This is a genomic window from Pseudomonas sp. ABa2 (genome assembly GCF_056676075.1).
In genome coordinates, this window is record NZ_CM155239.1 from 3,348,001 (window position 1) to 3,366,831 (window position 18,831).

At 66.0% G+C, this 18,831-nt stretch carries 17 protein-coding genes; 7 read left to right on the forward strand and 10 right to left on the reverse strand.

What is annotated here, in order from left to right:
* Positions 1-9 precede the first annotated feature (9 nt).
* The 9 genes from bamA to rpsB all read right to left on the reverse strand — a co-directional run bounded on the left by bamA (position 10) and on the right by rpsB (position 9,954).
* The gene (gene bamA, locus AC1G9C_RS16245) at positions 10-2,370 is read right to left on the reverse strand and encodes an outer membrane protein assembly factor BamA (RefSeq protein ID WP_480408180.1); all 2,361 of its coding nucleotides are present in this window, start codon (positions 2,368-2,370) and stop codon (positions 10-12) included.
* 89 nt (positions 2,371-2,459) lie between these two features.
* On the reverse strand, positions 2,460-3,812 hold the full coding sequence (gene rseP, locus AC1G9C_RS16250; RefSeq protein ID WP_480408181.1) for a sigma E protease regulator RseP: 1,353 nt from the start codon (positions 3,810-3,812) through the stop codon (positions 2,460-2,462).
* A 161-nt stretch (positions 3,813-3,973) separates the two neighbouring features.
* Positions 3,974-5,158: a 1-deoxy-D-xylulose-5-phosphate reductoisomerase gene (gene ispC / locus AC1G9C_RS16255; RefSeq protein WP_480408182.1), complete on the reverse strand. Its 1,185-nt coding sequence runs from the start codon at positions 5,156-5,158 to the stop codon at positions 3,974-3,976.
* Positions 5,155-5,970, reverse strand: a complete 816-nt coding sequence (locus tag AC1G9C_RS16260; protein ID WP_457787590.1) for a phosphatidate cytidylyltransferase — start codon at positions 5,968-5,970, stop codon at positions 5,155-5,157. Before AC1G9C_RS16260 ends, ispC begins: the two co-directional genes overlap by 4 nt.
* Positions 5,970-6,716 carry a polyprenyl diphosphate synthase gene (gene uppS / locus AC1G9C_RS16265; protein WP_021444635.1) on the reverse strand — a complete coding sequence of 249 codons (747 nt, stop codon included), beginning with the start codon at positions 6,714-6,716 and terminating at the stop codon, positions 5,970-5,972. Before uppS ends, AC1G9C_RS16260 begins: the two co-directional genes overlap by 1 nt.
* Before the next feature lie 16 nt (positions 6,717-6,732).
* The gene (frr, locus tag AC1G9C_RS16270) at positions 6,733-7,290 is read right to left on the reverse strand and encodes a ribosome recycling factor (RefSeq protein WP_021444634.1); all 558 of its coding nucleotides are present in this window, start codon (positions 7,288-7,290) and stop codon (positions 6,733-6,735) included.
* The gene (gene pyrH / locus AC1G9C_RS16275) at positions 7,287-8,030 is read right to left on the reverse strand and encodes a UMP kinase (RefSeq protein ID WP_021444633.1); all 744 of its coding nucleotides are present in this window, start codon (positions 8,028-8,030) and stop codon (positions 7,287-7,289) included. The genes frr and pyrH overlap by 4 nt, the downstream gene beginning before the upstream one ends.
* Positions 8,031-8,217: 187 nt before the next feature.
* On the reverse strand, positions 8,218-9,081 hold the full coding sequence (tsf, locus tag AC1G9C_RS16280; RefSeq protein WP_031303281.1) for a translation elongation factor Ts: 864 nt from the start codon (positions 9,079-9,081) through the stop codon (positions 8,218-8,220).
* A 129-nt stretch (positions 9,082-9,210) separates the two neighbouring features.
* Positions 9,211-9,954, reverse strand: a complete 744-nt coding sequence (gene rpsB / locus AC1G9C_RS16285; RefSeq protein ID WP_021444631.1) for a 30S ribosomal protein S2 — start codon at positions 9,952-9,954, stop codon at positions 9,211-9,213.
* 281 nt (positions 9,955-10,235) lie between these two features.
* Here rpsB and map point away from each other — a divergent pair, with 281 nt between their 5' ends.
* The 7 genes from map to AC1G9C_RS16320 all read left to right on the forward strand — a co-directional run bounded on the left by map (position 10,236) and on the right by AC1G9C_RS16320 (position 18,117).
* Positions 10,236-11,018 (forward strand): type I methionyl aminopeptidase, encoded by a 783-nt coding sequence (gene map, locus AC1G9C_RS16290; protein WP_021444630.1) that lies wholly within the window; start codon positions 10,236-10,238, stop codon positions 11,016-11,018.
* 79 nt (positions 11,019-11,097) lie between these two features.
* Entirely contained in the window at positions 11,098-13,791 is a 2,694-nt protein-coding gene (locus AC1G9C_RS16295) for a [protein-PII] uridylyltransferase (protein WP_480408183.1), read from the forward strand.
* Positions 13,792-13,807: 16 nt separating this feature from the next.
* Positions 13,808-15,010 (forward strand): succinyldiaminopimelate transaminase, encoded by a 1,203-nt coding sequence (dapC, locus tag AC1G9C_RS16300; protein WP_480408184.1) that lies wholly within the window; start codon positions 13,808-13,810, stop codon positions 15,008-15,010.
* Positions 15,007-15,354 (forward strand): ArsC family reductase, encoded by a 348-nt coding sequence (locus tag AC1G9C_RS16305; protein WP_021444627.1) that lies wholly within the window; start codon positions 15,007-15,009, stop codon positions 15,352-15,354. The genes dapC and AC1G9C_RS16305 overlap by 4 nt, the downstream gene beginning before the upstream one ends.
* A 37-nt stretch (positions 15,355-15,391) precedes the next feature.
* Positions 15,392-16,426 (forward strand): 2,3,4,5-tetrahydropyridine-2,6-dicarboxylate N-succinyltransferase, encoded by a 1,035-nt coding sequence (dapD, locus tag AC1G9C_RS16310; protein WP_397497087.1) that lies wholly within the window; start codon positions 15,392-15,394, stop codon positions 16,424-16,426.
* A gap of 78 nt (positions 16,427-16,504) precedes the next feature.
* Complete coding sequence (locus AC1G9C_RS16315) at positions 16,505-17,710, forward strand: aminotransferase class V-fold PLP-dependent enzyme (protein WP_480408185.1); 1,206 nt, start codon at positions 16,505-16,507, stop codon at positions 17,708-17,710.
* The gene (locus AC1G9C_RS16320; protein ID WP_480408186.1) at positions 17,707-18,117 is read left to right on the forward strand and encodes a SufE family protein; all 411 of its coding nucleotides are present in this window, start codon (positions 17,707-17,709) and stop codon (positions 18,115-18,117) included. The genes AC1G9C_RS16315 and AC1G9C_RS16320 overlap by 4 nt, the downstream gene beginning before the upstream one ends.
* Positions 18,118-18,353: 236 nt before the next feature.
* On the opposite strand, the gene AC1G9C_RS16325 is transcribed toward AC1G9C_RS16320, so the two are convergent.
* A complete protein-coding gene (locus AC1G9C_RS16325) occupies positions 18,354-18,824 on the reverse strand; it encodes a YehS family protein (protein WP_480408187.1) in 471 nt (156 codons plus the stop codon).
* Positions 18,825-18,831: the final 7 nt, after the last annotated feature.

Consider the following 18,831-nt stretch of genomic DNA (forward strand, 5'->3'; position numbering starts at 1 on the left):
TGAATAGGTTTAGAAGGTCTGGCCCAGGGAGAACTGGAACACCTGGGTATCGGCATCATCGGGCTTCATCACCGGCATGGCCAGGCTGAAGCTCAAGGGGCCCAGCGCGGTGATCCAGGTCAGGCCGACGCCCACAGAGCTGGCCATATTGCCGAAGTCGATATCGCAGGTGTCGCTGATGCGCTTCTGGCTGGACGTGCAGTTGGTGTCGAAGACGTTGCCCACGTCCCAGAACAGCGCGGTGCGCAGCGAGCGCTGGTCCTTGACGAAGGGCATGGGGAACAGCAGTTCGACGCCGCCCTGCACCAGCACGTTGCCGCCGAACGGCAGCGCATCCTGATCCGGGTCACGCAGAGTGCCAGGCTTGGTGCCGGTACTCGGCGTGCTGCGTGGGCCCAGGCTGCTGTCCTCGAAGCCGCGCACCGAGTTGAAGCCGCCGGCGTAGTAGTGCTCGTAGAACGGCAGCTCGGCGGTGGAGCCGTAGCTGTCGCCATAGCCCAGCTGGGTATGGAAGCGCATGGTGTAGTTGTCGGACAGCGGGGTAAAGATCTGGCCGCGGTAGTCGAGCTTGTAGAACGACAGGTCGCTGCCCGGCAGGGTGGTTTCCAGCACCAGGCTCTGCGAATGGCCACGGTTGGCCAGCACGCCGCGGTTCAGGGTCGATTCGGACCAGCCGATGGAACCCTTGAAGTTCAGATAACGATCGCCTTCCTGCTCGATGAAGTCGAAGATCTCGTCGACGGTGTAGAGGCCGGTGTCGATGCTGTCCTGCTGCACGGTCAGGCCGTAGGTCAGGCGCGAGGTCTCGCTGATCGGATAGCCGATGCTGAGGCCGGCGCCGAGGCTGTCGACCGAGTAGCTGGAGACGTCGACGTCGAGTTCGTCGTAGTCGGTGGTGCGGTAGAAGGCGTTGTAGCCCAGGCTGACGCCGTCCACCGTCCAGTAGGGGTCGACGAAGCCGAAGCTGTAGCGGGTCTGGTATTCGCTGCGGGTCAGGCCGACGCTGACCTTGTTGCCGGTACCGAGGAAGTTGTTCTGGCTGATCGAGCCACCGAGGATCAGACCGGCGTTCTGGGCGAAGCCGACGCTGGCGGTGATGGAACCGGACGGCTGCTCCTCGACGCTGTAGTTGACGTCGATCTGGTCGTCGGTACCCGGCACCTGCGGGGTCTCGACGTTGACTTCCTTGAAGAAGCCCAGGCGCTCGAGACGGGTCTTGGACTGGTCGATCAGGTAGGTCGAGGCCCAGCCGCCCTCCATCTGGCGCATTTCACGGCGCAGCACCTCGTCCTCGGACTTGGTGTTGCCGCGGAAGTTGATGCGGTTGACGTAGGCGCGCTTGCCCGGGTCGACGAAGAAGGTGATCGAGACGGTGTTGTCCTCGTCGTGCGCTTCCGGCACGCCGTTGACGTTGGCGAAGGTGTAGCCCTCGTTGCCCAGGCGGCGGGTGATCAGCTCGCTGGTGGTGGTCATCACCTTGCGCGAGAAGACCTGCCCTTCCTTGACCAGCAGCAGCGCGCGCACGTCCTCTTCCGGCACCTTGAGGTCGCCCGACAGCTTCACTTCGCGCACGCTGTACTTCTCGCCCTCGTCGACGTTGACGGTGATGTAGACGTGCTTCTTGTCCGGGGTGATGGACACCTGGGTGGAGCTGATGTCCATGTTGATGTAGCCGCGGTCCAGGTAGTAGGAGCGCAGGCGTTCGAGGTCGCCGGACAGCTTCTCGCGGGCATACTTGTCGTCGTTCTTGAAGAACGACAGCCAGTTGGTGGTCTTCAGTTCGAACAGGTCGACCAGGTCCTCATCGGAGAACACGGTGTTGCCGACCACGTTGATGTGCTGGATGGCGGCGACCGTGCCTTCATTGATGGTGATCTTCAGCGCCACGCGGTTACGCGGCTGGGGAATCACTTCGGCTTCGATCTCGGCCGAGTAGCGGCCCTGGGCCACGTACTGGCGCTGCAGCTCGTTGCGCACGCCTTCGAGGGTGGCGCGCTGGAAGATTTCGCCCTCGGCCAAACCCGACTGGTTCAGGCCCTTGAGCAGGTCTTCGGTGGTGATGGCCTTGTTGCCCTCGATCTCGATGCCGGAGATGGAGGGGCGCTCGACCACGGTGATGACCAGCACGTCGCCATCGCGACCGAGCTGGATGTCCTGGAAGAAACCAGTCTTGAACAGGGAGCGGGTGGCATCGACCAGCTGGCGGTCATCGACCTGTTCGCCGACGTTCAGCGGCAGTGCGCCGAACACGCTGCCGGCGGAAACCCGCTGCAGGCCATTGACGCGTATATCGGAGATGGTGAAGGACTCGGCGTGAACTTCGGCGATCATCAATGCGGACAGTACCGCAGGTAGCAGCAGACGTTTCATGAAGTCCTTTCTTATTCCAACTGACGATAAAAATCTGTCACCCAAGGCGACACTTTTTTGCAAGTACCGAGAGCGTATTTCAGCGATGCTTACAGACGGCTCAGGTCGTTGACCAAGGCCAGCAACATCACGCCGATGACCAGACTGATGCCGATCTGCATCCCCCACCCCTGAACCCGCTCGGACAAGGGACGACCACGCACCCACTCGACCAGGTAAAACAGCAGATGCCCACCGTCCAGCACGGGGATGGGCAGCAGATTGAGAACCCCCAGGCTAATGCTCAGATATGCAAGGAATTTCAGGAAATCCCCGAGCCCTGACTCAGCCGAAGCGCCCGCCACTTTAGCAATGGTTATCGGCCCGCTCAAGTTTTTTACCGAGAGCTCCCCGAACAGCATTTTCTTCAGCGAATCGAGGGTCAACAGGCTCATCGCCCAGGTCTGCCGCAGCCCTTCGACCACCCCTTCGAGCGGCCCGTAACGCACTTCGCGGAGCATCTCCGGCGGCCATTCGACGCCCGCCACACCGGCACCCAGATAACCGCTGCGCGCCTCGCCCTCGCCGCGCGCGGCCAGGGTCAGCTCGACATCCAGGGGCTGCCCGGCACGCTCGATGCGCAGCCTAACCGTCTCGCCCGGCAGGGCGCGCACGCGGTCGACCAGTTGCTGCCAATCGGCCAAGGGCTGCTCGTCGAGCGCCAGCAGACGGTCGCCAGGCTGCAACCCGGCCGCCTGCGCCGGCCCCTTGGGATCGAGCTCGGCGAGCACCGGCTCCAGCGCCGGGCGCCAGGGGCGAATGCCCAGCGAGACGATCGGGTCCGGCTCGTCGACACCGCGCAGCCAGTTGTCCAGCTGCAGCTGCTTGGGCGACTCGGCGGTGGAACCGGGCTCGAGCACGCGCAGGTCGAGACTGCCGCTTTCGCCCAGACGGCGCACCAGCTGCAGATTGACCGCCGCCCAGCCGCTGGTGGGCTCGCCGTCGACCGCGACGATTTCCTGGCCGACCTGCAGACCGGCCGCCGCCGCCAGGCTGCCCTCCTGCACCGCACCGATCACCGGACGCACCTGCTGGCTGCCGAGCATGGCGACGAACCAGAAGAACAGCAGCGCCAGGAGGAAGTTGGCCAACGGACCGGCCGCGACTATGGCGATGCGCTGGCGCACGCTCTTGCGATTGAAGGATTGTTCGAGCAGCGCCGGCGGCACGTCGCCCTCGCGCTCGTCGAGCATCTTGACGTAGCCGCCCAGGGGGATGGCGGCGATGACGAACTCGGTGCCTTGGCGGTCGTGCCAGCGCAGCAGCGGCGTGCCGAAGCCCACGGAGAAGCGCAGCACCTTGACCCCGCAACGCCGCGCCACCCAGAAGTGCCCGTACTCGTGAAAAGTCACCAGCACACCCAGGGCGATCAGGGTGCCGATCAACATATACAACCCACTCATCTATTCTCTCCGGCTCTTAAGAGCCTGCTCAAAGCCAGCTGCGCGTCGGGCCTGCTGCGTTAAAAACAGGCTCAGAATGCTCATTTACAGCTCGTAAACTCCGCTTCTTCGCCTGTTTTTGCCTTGCATGCCTCTAGCTCGCAGGCCTTGAACAGGCTCTATCAACGACCGGCGAGCCACTCGGCCGCCAGCGCGCGCGCGCGCCGATCGACCTCGAACACCGCATCGAGCGCTTCGACCGCCTGCACTGACTGCGCGTTCAACACCGCTTCAATCATACGCGCGATATCGCTGAAGCGAATGCGTCGCTGCAGGAACGCCTCGACCGCCACTTCGTTGAGCGCATTGAGCATGGCAGGCGCGCTGCCGCCGGCCTGCGCCGCCTCGCGGGCCAGGCGCAGGCAGGGGAACCGCTGCGCATCGGGGCGCTCGAAATCCAGGCGACCGACGGCGAACAGATCCAGCGGCGCCACTCCCGAGTCGATCCGCTCGGGCCAGGCCAAGGCATGGGCGATCGGCGTGCGCATGTCGGGGTTGCCCAGCTGAGCCAGCACCGAGCCGTCGACGTAATCGACCAGCGAATGGATCACGCTCTGCCGGTGGATCACCACCTCGACCTGCTCGGGCCGCGCATCGAACAGCCAGCAGGCCTCGATCAGCTCCAGGCCCTTGTTCATCATGCTCGCCGAGTCGACCGAGATCTTGCGCCCCATCGACCAGTTGGGATGGGCACAGGCCTGTTCCGGGGTAACCCGCTCCAGCTCGGCCAGCGGCGTTTCGCGAAACGGCCCGCCGGAGGCGGTGAGCAGGATGCGCCGCACGCCGACCGGCTGCAGGCCGCGCGCATAGTCGCCGGGCAGGCACTGGAAGATGGCGTTGTGTTCGCTGTCGATGGGCAGCAGGGTGGCGCCACTCTCGCGCACCGCCTGCATAAACAGGGCGCCGGACATCACCAGCGCCTCCTTGTTGGCCAGCAGCACCTTCTTGCCTGCGCGCACCGCGGCCAGGGTCGGCTTGAGCCCGGCGGCGCCGACGATGGCGGCCATCACGCAATCGACCTCAGCAGCGGCGGCCACGGCGCACAAGCCCTCCTCGCCTACCAGCACCTCGGTCGCCAGGCCGGAGCCGCGCAGGCCGCTCTGCAGCTCGTGCGCGGCGCTAGTATCGGGCACCACCGCATAATCCGGGCGATGCAGCAGGCACAGGGCCTGCAGCTCGGCCAGGCGGGAAAAGCCGCTCAGGGCGAAGACTTGGTAACGCTCGGGATGGCGGGCGATCACGTCCAGGGTGCTGAGACCGATGGAGCCGGTCGCGCCCAGCACGGTGATACGCTGCGGCGCACTCACAGCGAACCCCAACCCGCCAGCCAGAGCAGCGCGGCGAACAGCGGAATGGCCGCGGTCAGACTGTCGATGCGATCCAGCACGCCGCCGTGACCGGGCAACAGGTTGCTGCTGTCCTTGATCCCGGACTGACGCTTGAACATGCTCTCGGTCAGGTCGCCGACCACCGAGAGCAGTACTACCAGCGCCGCACCGGCCAGCGCCAGCAGCAGGCCGCCAGCGCTCCAGCCCTGTTGCAGGCCTACCGCCAGGGTGATCAGCAGGCTGGCGGCGAGGCCGCCGTACAGCCCTTCCCAGCTCTTGCCGGGGCTGACGCTGGGCGCCAGCTTGCGCTTGCCGAAGGTCTTGCCGGCGAAATAGGCGCCGATATCCGCGCCCCACACCAGCACCATCACCGCGATGATCAGGCCATTGGCCTGCGGCCACTGCTTGAGCAGCACCAGGCCCTGCCAGGCGGGTAGCAGAATCAGCAAGCCGATCAGCAGCTTGCCGGGCAAACCGCCCCAGTAACGGCTGCTGGCGGGGTAGCCCAGCACCAGCAGAGTGGCCAGCACCCACCAGAGCAGGGCCGCGGCCAGCAGCCAGGGCGCCAGCGCCGGCGTCAGGTACAGGCCGTAAAGCAGCGCCGCGACTAGCGCGGCATAGGCGATGCGCAAAGGCTGCGCGGCGAACCCGGCCAGACGCGCCCACTCCCAGCCGCCGAGCACGACCACCGCACCGATAAACAGCGCGAATGCCGCCCCGTCGAGCAGGAAAAACCCGCCCAGGGCGATGGGCAGCAGCACCAACGCGGTGATGATTCGCTGTTTCAACATTAAGAACGCGCCTCAGCTTCCACCTGCTCGCTGGTCTTGCCGAAGCGACGCTGGCGGGTAGCGAAATCGGCCAGCGCCTTGCGCATGGCCTCGTGCTTGAAATCCGGCCAGTACAGGTCGGAGAAGTACAGTTCGCTGTAAGCCAACTGCCAGAGCAGGAAGTTGCTGATGCGGTGCTCGCCGCCAGTGCGGATGCACAGGTCCGGCAGCGGCAGGTCGCCGGTGGCCAGGCAGGTCTGGAGCAGCCCGGGGGTGATGTCTTCCGGCTGCAGGTGACCGGCCTGTACCTCGCGCGCCAGGCGCTGGGCAGCCTGGGCGATGTCCCACTGGCCGCCGTAGTTGGCGGCGATCTGCAGGGTGAAGCGGCGGTTGCCGGCGGTCAGCGCCTCGGCCTCGCGCATGGCGGCCTGCAGCTCGGGATGAAAGCGCGAACGATCACCGATGATGCGCAGGCCGATGTCGTTGTCCAGCAGCTTCTTCGCCTCGCGGCGCAGCGCACCGAGGAACAGCTCCATCAGCGCGCCGACCTCCTCGGCCGGGCGCTGCCAGTTCTCACTGGAGAAGGCGAACAGGGTCAGCACCTCGACCCCGGCCTCGGCACACACCTCGATCACCGCGCGCACCGCGTCGACCCCGGCCTTGTGCCCGGCCACTCCCGGCAACAGGCGCTTCTTGGCCCAACGGTTGTTGCCATCCATGATGATGGCGACGTGCCGCGGCACCGCGCCCAGCTTGCTCTTGTCCATGTGGGTGTCCTGACCGTCAGACGGCCATCAAGTCCGCTTCCTTGGCCTCCAGGGCCTTGTCCACGTCGCCGACGAACTTGTCGGTGAGCTTCTGCAACTCGTCGGCGGCACGACGCTCTTCGTCTTCGCTGATTTCCTTGGCCTTGGCCAGCTTCTTCAGCTCGGCCAGGGCGTCGCGGCGCACATTACGCACGGCGACCTTGGCGTCTTCGGCGACGCCGCGGGCCTGCTTGGTGTAACCCTTGCGGGTTTCCTCGGTCAGCGCGGGCATCGGCACGCGGATGGTGGTGCCGGCGCTGCTCGGGTTCAGGCCCAGGTCGGAAGTCAGGATGGCCTTCTCAATGGCGGCGCCGAGGCTCTTGTCGTGCGCGACGATCTTCAGGGTACGGGCGTCCTCGACGGTGATCGCAGCCACCTGGTTCAGCGGCATGTCGCTGCCCCAGGCCGGTACCTTGATGCTGTCCAGGATGCTCGGGTGAGCACGGCCGGTACGGATGGAGGCCAGATTGCGATCCAGCGCCTCCAGGGACTTACCCATGCGTTCCTGGGCGTCTTTCTTGATGTCGTTGATCATTGTGCATCCTCCTCGATCAGGGTTCCTTCGGCGCCGCCGACCACTACGTTGAGCAGGGCGCCCGGCTTGTTCATGTTGAAGACCCGCAGCGGCATCTTGTGGTCGCGGCACAGACAGATGGCGGTCAGGTCCATCACGCCCAGCTTGCGATCGAGCACCTCGTCATAGGTCAGACGCTCGAACTTCTCGGCATGCGGGTCCTTGAACGGGTCGGCAGTGTACACGCCATCGACCTTGGTCGCCTTCAGTACCACGTCGGCATCGATCTCGATGGCGCGCAGGCAGGCGGCGGAATCGGTGGTGAAGAACGGGTTGCCGGTGCCGGCGGCGAAGATCACCACCTCGCCGGTCTTCAGGTGGCGCATGGCCTTGCGCCGATCGTAATGATCGGTGACGCCGACCATGGAGATCGCCGACATGACGATGGCGGGGATGTTCGAGCGCTCCAGGGCGTCGCGCATGGCCAGGGCGTTCATCACCGTGGCCAGCATGCCCATGTGGTCGCCGGTGACCCGATCCATGCCGGCGGCCGACAGGGCGGCGCCGCGGAACAGGTTACCGCCGCCGATCACCAGGCCGACCTGCACGCCGATCCCCACCAGCTGCCCCACTTCCAGGGCCATGCGGTCGAGCACCTTGGGGTCGATGCCGAAATCTTCCGAGCCCATCAGGGCCTCGCCGCTGAGTTTGAGCAGAATGCGTTTGTAGCGAGGTTGGCGACCACTCGTCTGCTGAGCCATTGCAAGTCTCTCCTGCGGCGATATGAATGCTGTGGCGATGCCTGAGCATCGCAATTATCCGGCACTTCGACAGCGCCGACGACCGTTGGTTGAAACGGCCGCTGTTGCATTTGTCACCCCCCCATTCGGCAAAGAGGCTGCACGCGCAAGCGGGCAGCCTCTCTGGGGCAACTGGTCGAACCGCCGATTACTGCTTGCTGGCAGCAACCTGGGCAGCGACTTCGGCAGCGAAGTCGGTTTCGGCCTTCTCGATGCCTTCGCCCACTTCGTAACGCACGAAGGAAACGACTTCGGCACCGGCCTTCTTCACCAGGTCACCGACCTTGACTTCCGGATCCATGATGAAGGCTTGCTCGACCAGGCTGGCCTCGGCGAGGAACTTGGCGATACGGCCTTTGACCATGTTCTCGACGATGTTTTCCGGCTTGCCGGCGATCTTCTCGGCGTTCAGCTGCAGGAAGATTTCCTTTTCCTTGGCCACCAGCTCGTCGGACACCTGGTCCGGGGTGACCACGGCCGGGTTGCTCGCCGCGACGTGCATGGCGACGTGCTTGGCCAGCTCGTCGTTGCCGCCCTTGAGGACGACCAGCACGCCGATGCGGTGGCCGTGCAGGTAGGCACCGACGGTTTCGCCGGAAACGGCGGTCAGACGACGGATGTTGACGTTCTCGCCGCACTTGGCCACCAGGGCCTCACGAGCGGACTCGCGGGAAGCGATCAGCGGAGCGGCTTCGGTCAGGTTCTTCTCGAAGGCTTCGTCGATGCTTTCCTTGACGAAAGCCTTGAAGTCGTCCTGCAGAGCCAGGAAGTCGGTCTGCGAGTTGACTTCGATGATCAGGCCACGGCCGCCTTCGACGCGCACGGCGATGGAGCCTTCGGCGGCGATGTTGCCGGCCTTCTTGGCAGCCTTGATGGCACCGGAAGCGCGCATGTCGTCAATCGCCTTCTCGATGTCGCCACCGGCGGCAACCAGGGCCTTTTTGCATTCCATCATGCCTTGGCCGGTACGCTCGCGCAGTTCTTTAACCAGGGCTGCAGTAACTTCTGCCATCTTGAAAATCCTCTCGGTAGGTCTTCAACCATTCGCCCGATGAGTGGGCGATCAAATCTGTGAGTGGCAAAAAGGGGGCCTAGCCCCCTTCTTGCACAGCGCATAACGCTAACTGCTTGGCGTTACCGCTTAGCCTTCGGCGGCTTCGGCAGCCGGGGCTTCTTCGACGAACTCGTCGGTGCCGCCGCCAGCGTTGCTGCGACCACGGATCACGGCGTCGGCCATGGCACCCATGTACAGCTGGATGGCGCGGATGGCGTCGTCGTTACCCGGGATGATGTAGTCAACGCCTTCCGGGCTGCTGTTGGTATCGACGATGCCGATGACCGGGATGCCCAGCTTGTTGGCCTCGGTGATGGCGATGCGCTCGTGGTCGACGTCGATCACGAACAGCGCGTCCGGCAGGCCGCCCATGTCCTTGATACCACCCAGGCTGCGATCCAGCTTCTCCAGATCGCGGGTGCGCATCAGGGCTTCTTTCTTGGTCAGCTTGGCGAAGGTGCCGTCCTGGGACTGGGTTTCCAGCTCGCGCAGGCGCTTGATCGAAGCACGGATGGTCTTGTAGTTGGTCAGCATGCCGCCCAACCAGCGGTGATCGACGAAGGGCGAACCGCAACGAGCGGCTTCTTCGCGAACGATCTTGCCAGCGGAACGCTTGGTGCCGACGAACAGGATCTTGTTCTTGCCAGCGGCCAGCTTCTCAACGAACGACAGGGCGTCGTTGAACATCGGCAGGGTTTTTTCGAGGTTGATGATGTGAATCTTGTTACGCGCACCGAAAATGTACTTGCCCATTTTCGGGTTCCAGTAACGGGTCTGGTGGCCGAAGTGCACACCGGCCTTCAGCATATCGCGCATATTGACTTGGGACATGATAGTTCCTTGATAAGTCGGGTTAGGCCTCCACGTATCCCAGCTTCCAACCCTTGCGGGCACCCAGGAAACCGTGTCGATACGTGTGTGGGTTTAGGCTTTCGGGCATGCCGCCCGTAAAGCGGCGCGTTTTATACCACAGAAAGCAGCCGCAAGCTACCAGCCTCAAGCAGCAAATGACGCCAGGCGCCCCTCCGCCACCCACTTGCAGCGGCCTTTGGGGCTTGCGCCTCCTAGCTGCTAAGATACTCCCCTTTTCCGTTCGCGCCCGAGAGCTTCATATGACCGTCACCATCAAATCCCCCGACGAAATCGAGAAAATGCGCGTGGCCGGCCGCCTGGCCGCCGAGGTGCTGGAGATGATCGGCGAGTACGTCAAGCCCGGGGTCACCACCGACGAGCTGGATCGCATCTGCCACGACTATATAGTCAATGTGCAGCAGGCCATCCCCGCCCCGCTCAACTACAAGGGCTTCCCCAAGTCGATCTGCACTTCGATCAACCACGTGGTGTGCCACGGCATCCCCAACGACAAGCCGCTGAAAGATGGCGACGTGCTGAACATCGACGTCACCGTGATCAAGAACGGCTACCACGGCGACACCAGCAAGATGTTCATGGTCGGCAAGGTCGCCGAGTGGGCCGAGCGCCTGGCCAAGGTCACCCAGGAATGCATGTATAAAGGCATCGAACTGGTCAAGCCGGGCACCCGCCTGGGCGATATCGGCGAGGTGATCCAGAAGCACGCGGAGAAGAACGGTTTTTCCGTGGTGCGCGAGTACTGCGGCCACGGCATCGGCGCGGTGTTCCACGAGGAGCCGCAGGTGCTGCACTACGGCCGCGCCGGCACCGGCATGGAGCTCAAGGAAGGCATGACCTTCACCATCGAGCCGATGATCAACCAGGGCCGCCCGGAAACCCGCCTGCTCGGCGACGGCTGGACCGCCATCACCAAGGACCGCAAGCTGTCGGCGCAGTGGGAACACACCGTGCTGGTCACCGCCGGTGGCTACGAGATCCTCACCCTGCGCAGCGACGACACCCTGCCGCGCACCTCGGCCTGAGCCAGGGTGCGCCGTGCGCACCAAAAACCGCAACGGTGCGCCCGGCGCACCCTACGCACCTTTAGAGGAAGGCAATTGCATGCCGCAGATGGACCCCGAACTGTTTGACCGCGGTCAGTTCCAGGCCGAGCTGGCGCTCAAGTCCAGCCCCATCGCCGCGTTCAAGAAAGCCATCCGTCATGCCCGCGAGGTGCTCGACGCCCGCTTCCAGGGCGGCCGCGACATCCGCCGCCTGGTCGAGGACCGCGCCTGGTTCGTCGACCAGATCCTGCAGGAAGCCTGGAAGCGCTTCGCCTGGAGCAAGGACGCCGACATCGCCCTGCTCGCCGTCGGCGGCTACGGCCGCGGCGAACTGCACCCCTATTCCGACATAGACCTGCTGATCCTGCTCGACAGCAGCGATCACGAGATCTTCCGCGAGCCGATCGAGGGCTTTCTCACCCTGCTCTGGGACATCGGCCTGGAAGTCGGCCAGAGCGTGCGTTCGGTCGACGAGTGCGCCGAGGAGGCGCGCGCCGACCTCACGGTGATCACCAATCTGATGGAAAGCCGCACCATCGCCGGCCCCGAGCACCTGCGCCAGCGCATGCAGGCGGTGACCAGCAGCGAGCGGATGTGGCCGAGCAAGCACTTCTTCCTGGCCAAACGCGAGGAACGCAAGGCGCGCCACGCCAAGTACAACGACACCGAGTACAACCTCGAACCCAACGTCAAGGGCTCGCCGGGCGGCCTGCGCGACATCCAGACCGTGCTCTGGGTGGCACGCCGCCAGTTCGACACGCTGAATCTGCACGCCATGGTCGGCCAGGGCTTTCTGCTGGAGAGCGAATACGCCCTGCTCTCCTCCAGCCAGGAGTTCCTGTGGAAGGTGCGCTACGCCCTGCACATGCTCGCCGGGCGCGCCGAAGACCGCCTGCTGTTCGATTACCAGGGGCGCATCGCCGCGCTGTTCGGCTACCAGGACGGCGACGGCAAGCGCAGCATCGAGCACTTCATGCAGAAGTACTACCGCGTGGTGATGGGCATCTCCGAGCTGTCGGACCTGATCAACCAGCACTTCGAGGAAGTCATCCTGCGCGCCGGCGAGAGCGGCCCGGCCACCCCGCTGAACAGCCGCTTCCAGGTGCGCGACGGCTATATCGAGGTGACCCACCCGAACGTCTTCAAGCGCACTCCCTTCGCCATCCTCGAAGTCTTCGTGCTGATGGCCCAGCACCCGGAGATCAAGGGCGTGCGCGCCGACAGCATCCGCCTGCTGCGCGACAGCCGCCACCTGATCGACGACGAGTTCCGCAAGGACATCCGCAACACCAGCCTGTTCATCGAGCTGTTCAAGTGCCGCGAGGGCATCCACCGCAACCTGCGGCGGATGAACCGCTACGGCATCCTCGGCCGCTACCTGCCGGAGTTCGGCCACATAGTCGGGCAGATGCAGCACGACCTGTTCCACATCTATACGGTCGACGCGCACACCCTCAACCTGATCAAGCACCTGCGCAAGTTCCGCTGGCCGGAGCTGGCGGAGAAATTCCCGCTGGCCGGCAAGCTGATCGACAGGCTGCCCAAGCCCGAGCTGATCTACCTCGCCGGCCTCTACCACGACATCGGCAAGGGCCGCGGCGGCGACCACTCGGAACTCGGCGCGGTGGACGCCGAGGCCTTCGCCCGCCGCCACAACCTGCCGACCTGGGACAGCGCGCTGATCGTCTGGCTGGTGCAGCACCACCTGGTGATGTCCACCACCGCGCAGCGCAAGGACCTCTCCGACCCGCAGGTGATCCACGACTTCGCCCAGTTCGTCAGCGACCAGACCCACCTGGACTACCTCTACGTGCTGACCGTGGCCGACATCAACGCCACCAACCCCAGCCTGTGGAACTCCTGGCGTGCCAGCCTGCTGCGCCAGCTCTACACCGAGACCAAGCGCGCCCTGCGCCGCGGCCTGGAGAACCCGGTGGACCGCGAGGAACAGATTCGCCAGACGCAGAGCGCGGCGCTGGACACCCTGGTGCGCGGCGGTACCGACCCGGACGACGCCGAGCAGCTGTGGAGCCAGCTCGGCGACGACTACTTCCTGCGCCATACCGCCAGCGACGTGGCCTGGCACACCGAAGCCATCCTCCAGCACCCGGCCGACGCCGGTCCGCTGGTGCTGATCAAGGAAACCACCCAGCGCGAGTTCGAGGGCGGCACGCAGATCTTCATCTACGCGCCGGACCAGCACGATTTCTTCGCCGTGACCGTGGCGGCGATGAGCCAGCTCAACCTGAACATCCACGACGCGCGGATCATCACCTCGACCAGCCAGTTCACCCTCGACACCTACGTGGTGCTGGACGCCGATGGCGGCTCGATCGGCGACAACCCCGCGCGCATCCAGCAGATACGCCAGGGCCTGATCGAGGCGCTGAAGAACCCGGACGACTACCCGACCATCATCCAGCGCCGCGTGCCGCGCCAGCTCAAGCACTTCGCCTTCGCCCCGCAGGTGACCATCCACAACGACGCGCAACGCCCGGTAACCGTGCTCGAGCTGACCGCGCCGGATCGCCCCGGCCTGCTGGCGCGCATCGGCCGGATCTTCCTCGAGTTCGACCTGTCGCTGCAGAACGCCAAGATCGCCACCCTCGGCGAACGGGTCGAGGACGTGTTCTTCGTCACCGACGCCAATAACCAGCCGCTGTCCGATCCCGAGCTCTGCGCACGCCTGCAGGAAACCATCGTCCGCCGCCTGTCCGAGCCCAGCGTCCAGCCCACGCAATTTTCCATCTGATTTTCCGGAAGCCCCGATGAACCCAGCCCTCGACCAGCTCCAGCCCTACCCCTTCGAGAAACTGCGCGCCCTGCTCGGCGGCGTGCAGCCGGCCGCGGACAAGCGCGCCATCGCCCTGTCCATCGGCGAGCCCAAGCACGAGTCGCCGGACTTCGTCGCCCAGGCGCTGACCGCGAGCCTCGACAAGCTGGCGGTCTACCCCACCACCCTGGGCCTGGCCGAGCTGCGCCAGAGCATCGCCAGCTGGTGCGAGCGGCGCTTCGGCGTACCGGCCGGCTGGCTGGATGCGGCGCGCCACGTGCTGCCGGTCAACGGCACCCGCGAGGCGCTGTTCGCCTTCACCCAGGCCGTGGTCGACCGCAATGCCAAAGGCCTGGTGGTCAGCCCCAATCCCTTCTACCAGATCTACGAAGGTGCGGCGTTTCTCGCCGGCGCCGAGCCGCACTACCTGCCGTGCCTGGAAGCCCATGGCTTCAACCCGGACTTCGACGCGGTGCCGGCCGAGGTCTGGCAGCGCTGCCAGATCCTCTTCCTGTGCTCACCGGGCAACCCCACCGGCGCGCTGATCCCGGTGGAAACGCTGAAGAAGCTGATCGCCCTGGCCGACGAGCACGACTTCGTCATCGCCGCCGACGAGTGCTACAGCGAGCTGTACTTCGACGAGGCCAACCCGCCGGCCGGCCTGCTCAGCGCCTGCGCCGAGCTGGGCCGCAGCGATTTTGCGCGCTGCGTGGTGTTCCATAGCCTGTCCAAGCGCTCCAACCTGCCGGGTCTGCGCTCGGGCTTCGTCGCCGGCGACGCCGAGATCCTCAAGGCCTTTTTGCTGTACCGCACCTACCACGGCTGCGCCATGCCGGTGCAGACCCAGCTGGCCAGCGTGGCCGCCTGGAACGACGAGGACCACGTGCGCGCCAACCGCGACCTGTACCGCGAGAAGTTCGACGCCGTGCTGGATATCCTTGAGCCGGTGATGGACGTGCAGCGCCCCGACGGCGGCTTCTACCTCTGGGCGCGCACCCCGGGCGACGACGCCGAGTTCACCCGCGCGCTGTTCGCCGCCGAACATGTCACCGTGGTGCCGGGCTCCTACCTGTCGCGCGAGGTGAACGGCATCAACCCCGGCGCCGGGCGCGTGCGCATGGCCCTGGTCGCGCCGCTGGCCGAGTGCATCGAAGCCGCCCAGCGCATCCGCCGCTTTATCGAAGGACGCACCCCATGAGCAAGACCCTCTATGGCATCAAAGCCTGTGACACCATGAAGAAGGCCCGCACCTGGCTCGACGAGCGCGGCATCGCCTACGACTTCCACGACTACAAGAGCGCCGGCATCGACCGCGAGCGCCTGCAGCAGTGGTGCGCCGAGCACGGCTGGGAGACCATCCTCAACCGCGCCGGCACCACCTTCCGCAAGCTCGCCGACGAGCAGAAGGCCGACCTCGACCAGGCCAAGGCCATCGCGCTGATGCTGGCCCAGCCCTCGATGATCAAGCGCCCGGTGCTCGATCTCGGCGAGCGCACCCTGGTCGGCTTCAAACCGGATAACTACCAAGCCGCATTGGCCTGATTCTTCACCCTCGATTTCGTTGCAAGGAAACCATCCTATGAGCACCAACCTCTTCAGCATCGCCTTCGGCGTCGGCACCCAGAACCGCCAGGGCAACTGGCTGGAAGTCTTCTACGCCCTGCCCCTGCTCAATCCGGCCGTGGAGCTGAGCGACAAGGCCGCGGCCATCCTCGGCTACCAGGGCGGCAACCAGGCCATCGCCTTCAGCAGCGCCCAGGCCGGCGAACTGGCCGATGCGCTCAAGGGCGTCGATGCCGCCCAGGCCGCCCTGCTCACCCGCCTGGCCGAGAGCCACAACCCGCTGGTGGCGACCTTCCTCGCCGAAGACGCCGCGCCGACCAGCACCCCCGAGGCCTACCTCAAGCTGCACCTGCTGTCGCACCGCCTGGTCAAGCCGCACGGCCTGAACCTGGCCGGCATCTTCCCGCTGCTGCCCAACGTGGCCTGGACCAGCCAGGGTGCGGTCGACCTCGGCGAACTGGCCGAGCGCCAGCTGGAAGCGCGTCTGAAGGGCGAGCTGCTGGAGGTGTTCTCGGTGGACAAGTTCCCCAAGATGACCGATTACGTGGTGCCGGCCGGCGTGCGTATCGCCGACAGCGCGCGCGTGCGCCTGGGCGCCTACATCGGCGAAGGCACCACGGTGATGCACGAGGGCTTCGTCAACTTCAACGCCGGCACCGCCGGTCCGGGCATGATCGAAGGCCGCGTCTCGGCCGGCGTGTTCGTCGGCAAGGGCTCGGACCTGGGCGGCGGCTGCTCGACCATGGGCACCCTGTCCGGCGGTGGCAATATCGTCATCTCGGTCGGCGAAGGCTGCCTGATCGGCGCCAACGCCGGCATCGGCATCCCGCTGGGCGACCGCAACACCGTGGAGTCGGGCCTGTACATCACCGCCGGCACCAAGGTGGCACTGCTCGACGACCAGAACCAACTGGTGAAGGTGGTCAAGGCGCGCGAACTGGCCGGCCAGCCGGACCTGCTGTTCCGCCGCAACTCGCAGACCGGCGCGGTGGAGTGCAAGACCCACAAGTCGGCTATTGAACTGAACGAAGCCCTGCACGCCCACAACTGATCCAGTAGGGTGCGCCGCACGCACCAGCAGTCCATGTGCGACCCGGTGCGCACGGCGCACCCTACGGGATAGGCTCTTATGTCACTGACTTCCCCCTGGCGCGCCGCTTTCCCCGGCATTCTCGCCCTCGAAGCCGAGGGCCAGACCTACCTGGACAGCGCCGCCACCGCGCAGAAGCCGCAGGTGGTGCTGGACAGCCTGCTCGGCTACCTGGCCAGCGGCGCCGCCAACGTGCACCGCGCCCAGCACCTGCCGGGCGAGCGCGCCACCCGCGCCTTCGAAGGCACGCGGGACAAGGCCGCGGCCTGGCTGAACGCGGCCAGCCGCGAAGAGATTGTCTTTACCCGCGGCAGCACCGAGGCGCTGAACCTGCTGGCCTACGGCCTGGAGCCTCTGCTGCAGCCCGGCGACGAGCTGGTCGTCAGCGCCCTGGAGCACCACGCCAACCTGCTGCCCTGGCAGCAGCTGGCGCTGCGTCGCGGGCTCAAGCTGGTGGTACTGCCGCTGGATGGTTCGGGTAGCATCGACCTGGCCCGCGCCGCCGAGCTGATCGGCCCGCGCACCCGGCTGCTGGCGGTGGCGCAGCTGTCCAACGTGCTCGGGCGCTGGCAGCCGCTGCGCGAACTGCTGGCCCTGGCGCGCAGCCGCGGCGCCCTCAGCGTGGTCGACGGCGCCCAGGGCGCGGTGCACGGCCGCCACGACATGCAGGCGCTGGGCTGCGACTTCTACGTCTGCTCGGCGCACAAGCTCTACGGCCCGGACGGCGTCGGCCTGCTCTACGGCCGCGGCGAGGCGCTGGCGCAGCTGCGCCACTGGCAGTTCGGCGGTGAAATGGTGCTGGACGCCGACTACCAGGCCGCGCGTTTCCGCCCGGCGCCGCTGGGCTTCGAGGCCGGCACGCCGCCGGTGTCGGGCGTGATCGCCCTGGGCGCGGCGCTGGACTGGCTGGCCGGTCTCGACCAGGCCGCGGTGGCCGGCCACGAGGCGGCGCTGCACGCCAAGCTGCTAGCCGGCCTCGGACTGCGCGACAGCGTGCGCCTGCTCGGCGCACCGCAACTGGCCCTGGCCAGCTTCTGCGTCGACGGCGTGCACAACGCCGACCTGGCCCACCTGCTCAGCGAACAGGGCATCGCCGTGCGCGCCGGGCACCACTGCGCCATGCCGCTGATGAAAGGCCTGGGGCTGTCCGGTGCGATCCGCGTCTCGCTCGGCCTGTACAACGACGGCGCCGACCTGGATCGTTTCTTCGATGCCCTGGATCGGGCCCTGGAGCTGCTGCAATGACGGATAACCTGCCCGGCGCCGCTCAGGAAGCGCTGGAGGCCTTCGCCGCCTGCCCCGGCTGGGAGCAGCGCGCGCGCCTGCTGATGCAGTGGGGCGAGCGCCTGCAGCCGTTGAGCGAGGCCGAACGCTGCGAGGCCAATCGCGTGCACGGCTGCGAAAGCCTGGTCTGGCTGGTGGCGGAAACACACGAGGGCGCCTGGCACTTTCGCGCCGGCAGCGACGCCCGCCTGCTGCGCGGCCTGCTGGCCGTGCTGCTGGCCCGGGTCGACGGCCTGAAGGGCGAGGAACTGGCGGCGCTCGACCTGGCCGGCTGGTTCGTCCAGCTCGGCCTGGCCCACCAGCTCTCGCCCTCGCGCAGCAACGGCCTCAATGCCGTGCTGCAACGCATGCGCGAACTGGCTGGTTAGATCCCGACATGCCGAATCAGCGTAGGGTGGGTTAGCGGCGCCAACCGCCGCACGTTCAGCCCCCGCCATCGTCGCGCGCCGCGTAACCCACCAGGCGATGGTTGGCGTTGCACCGATGGTGGGTTACGCCGCACCAGGCAATGGGAGTCGATCGACAGACGTAACAGGCGGCTAACCCACCCTATGAAACGCGCGTTGCCAGGGAAGACCGTACTACCCCCGATATCGTCACGCCGCTAGTCGCCCTTGCCGCGCTCGCGCAGCGTCAAGCCACGCAGGAAATTGCGCAGCACCTGGTCGCCGCACTCGCGGTAGTTCTTGTGCCCGGGCTTGCGGAACAGGGCGCCGAGTTCGGCCTTGGTCATCGGCAGGTCGGCGGCCTGGAGGATGGCCTGCATGTCGTCGTCCTTGAGCTCGAAGGCCACGCGCAGCTTCTTCAGCACGATGTTGTTGCTCAAGCGCGTCGCCACCGGCAGCGGCGCACGGCTCTCGTCCTTGCCGCGCTTGTAGAACACCAGGCCTTCCAGCACATGGGCCAGCAAGGCGTCGTTGCAGGGCTGGTAGCCGGCCTCGTCGTCCTTCAGCAGGCAGGCGGATATCTGCTCCAGGGTCACCGGGTAGTCCGCCAGTTGGCAGATCTCCACCAGCTTGGCGTCGCCGATGGCCAGCAGGTAGCGCAGGCTGCGCAGTACGTCGTTATTGGTCATTGCGGCG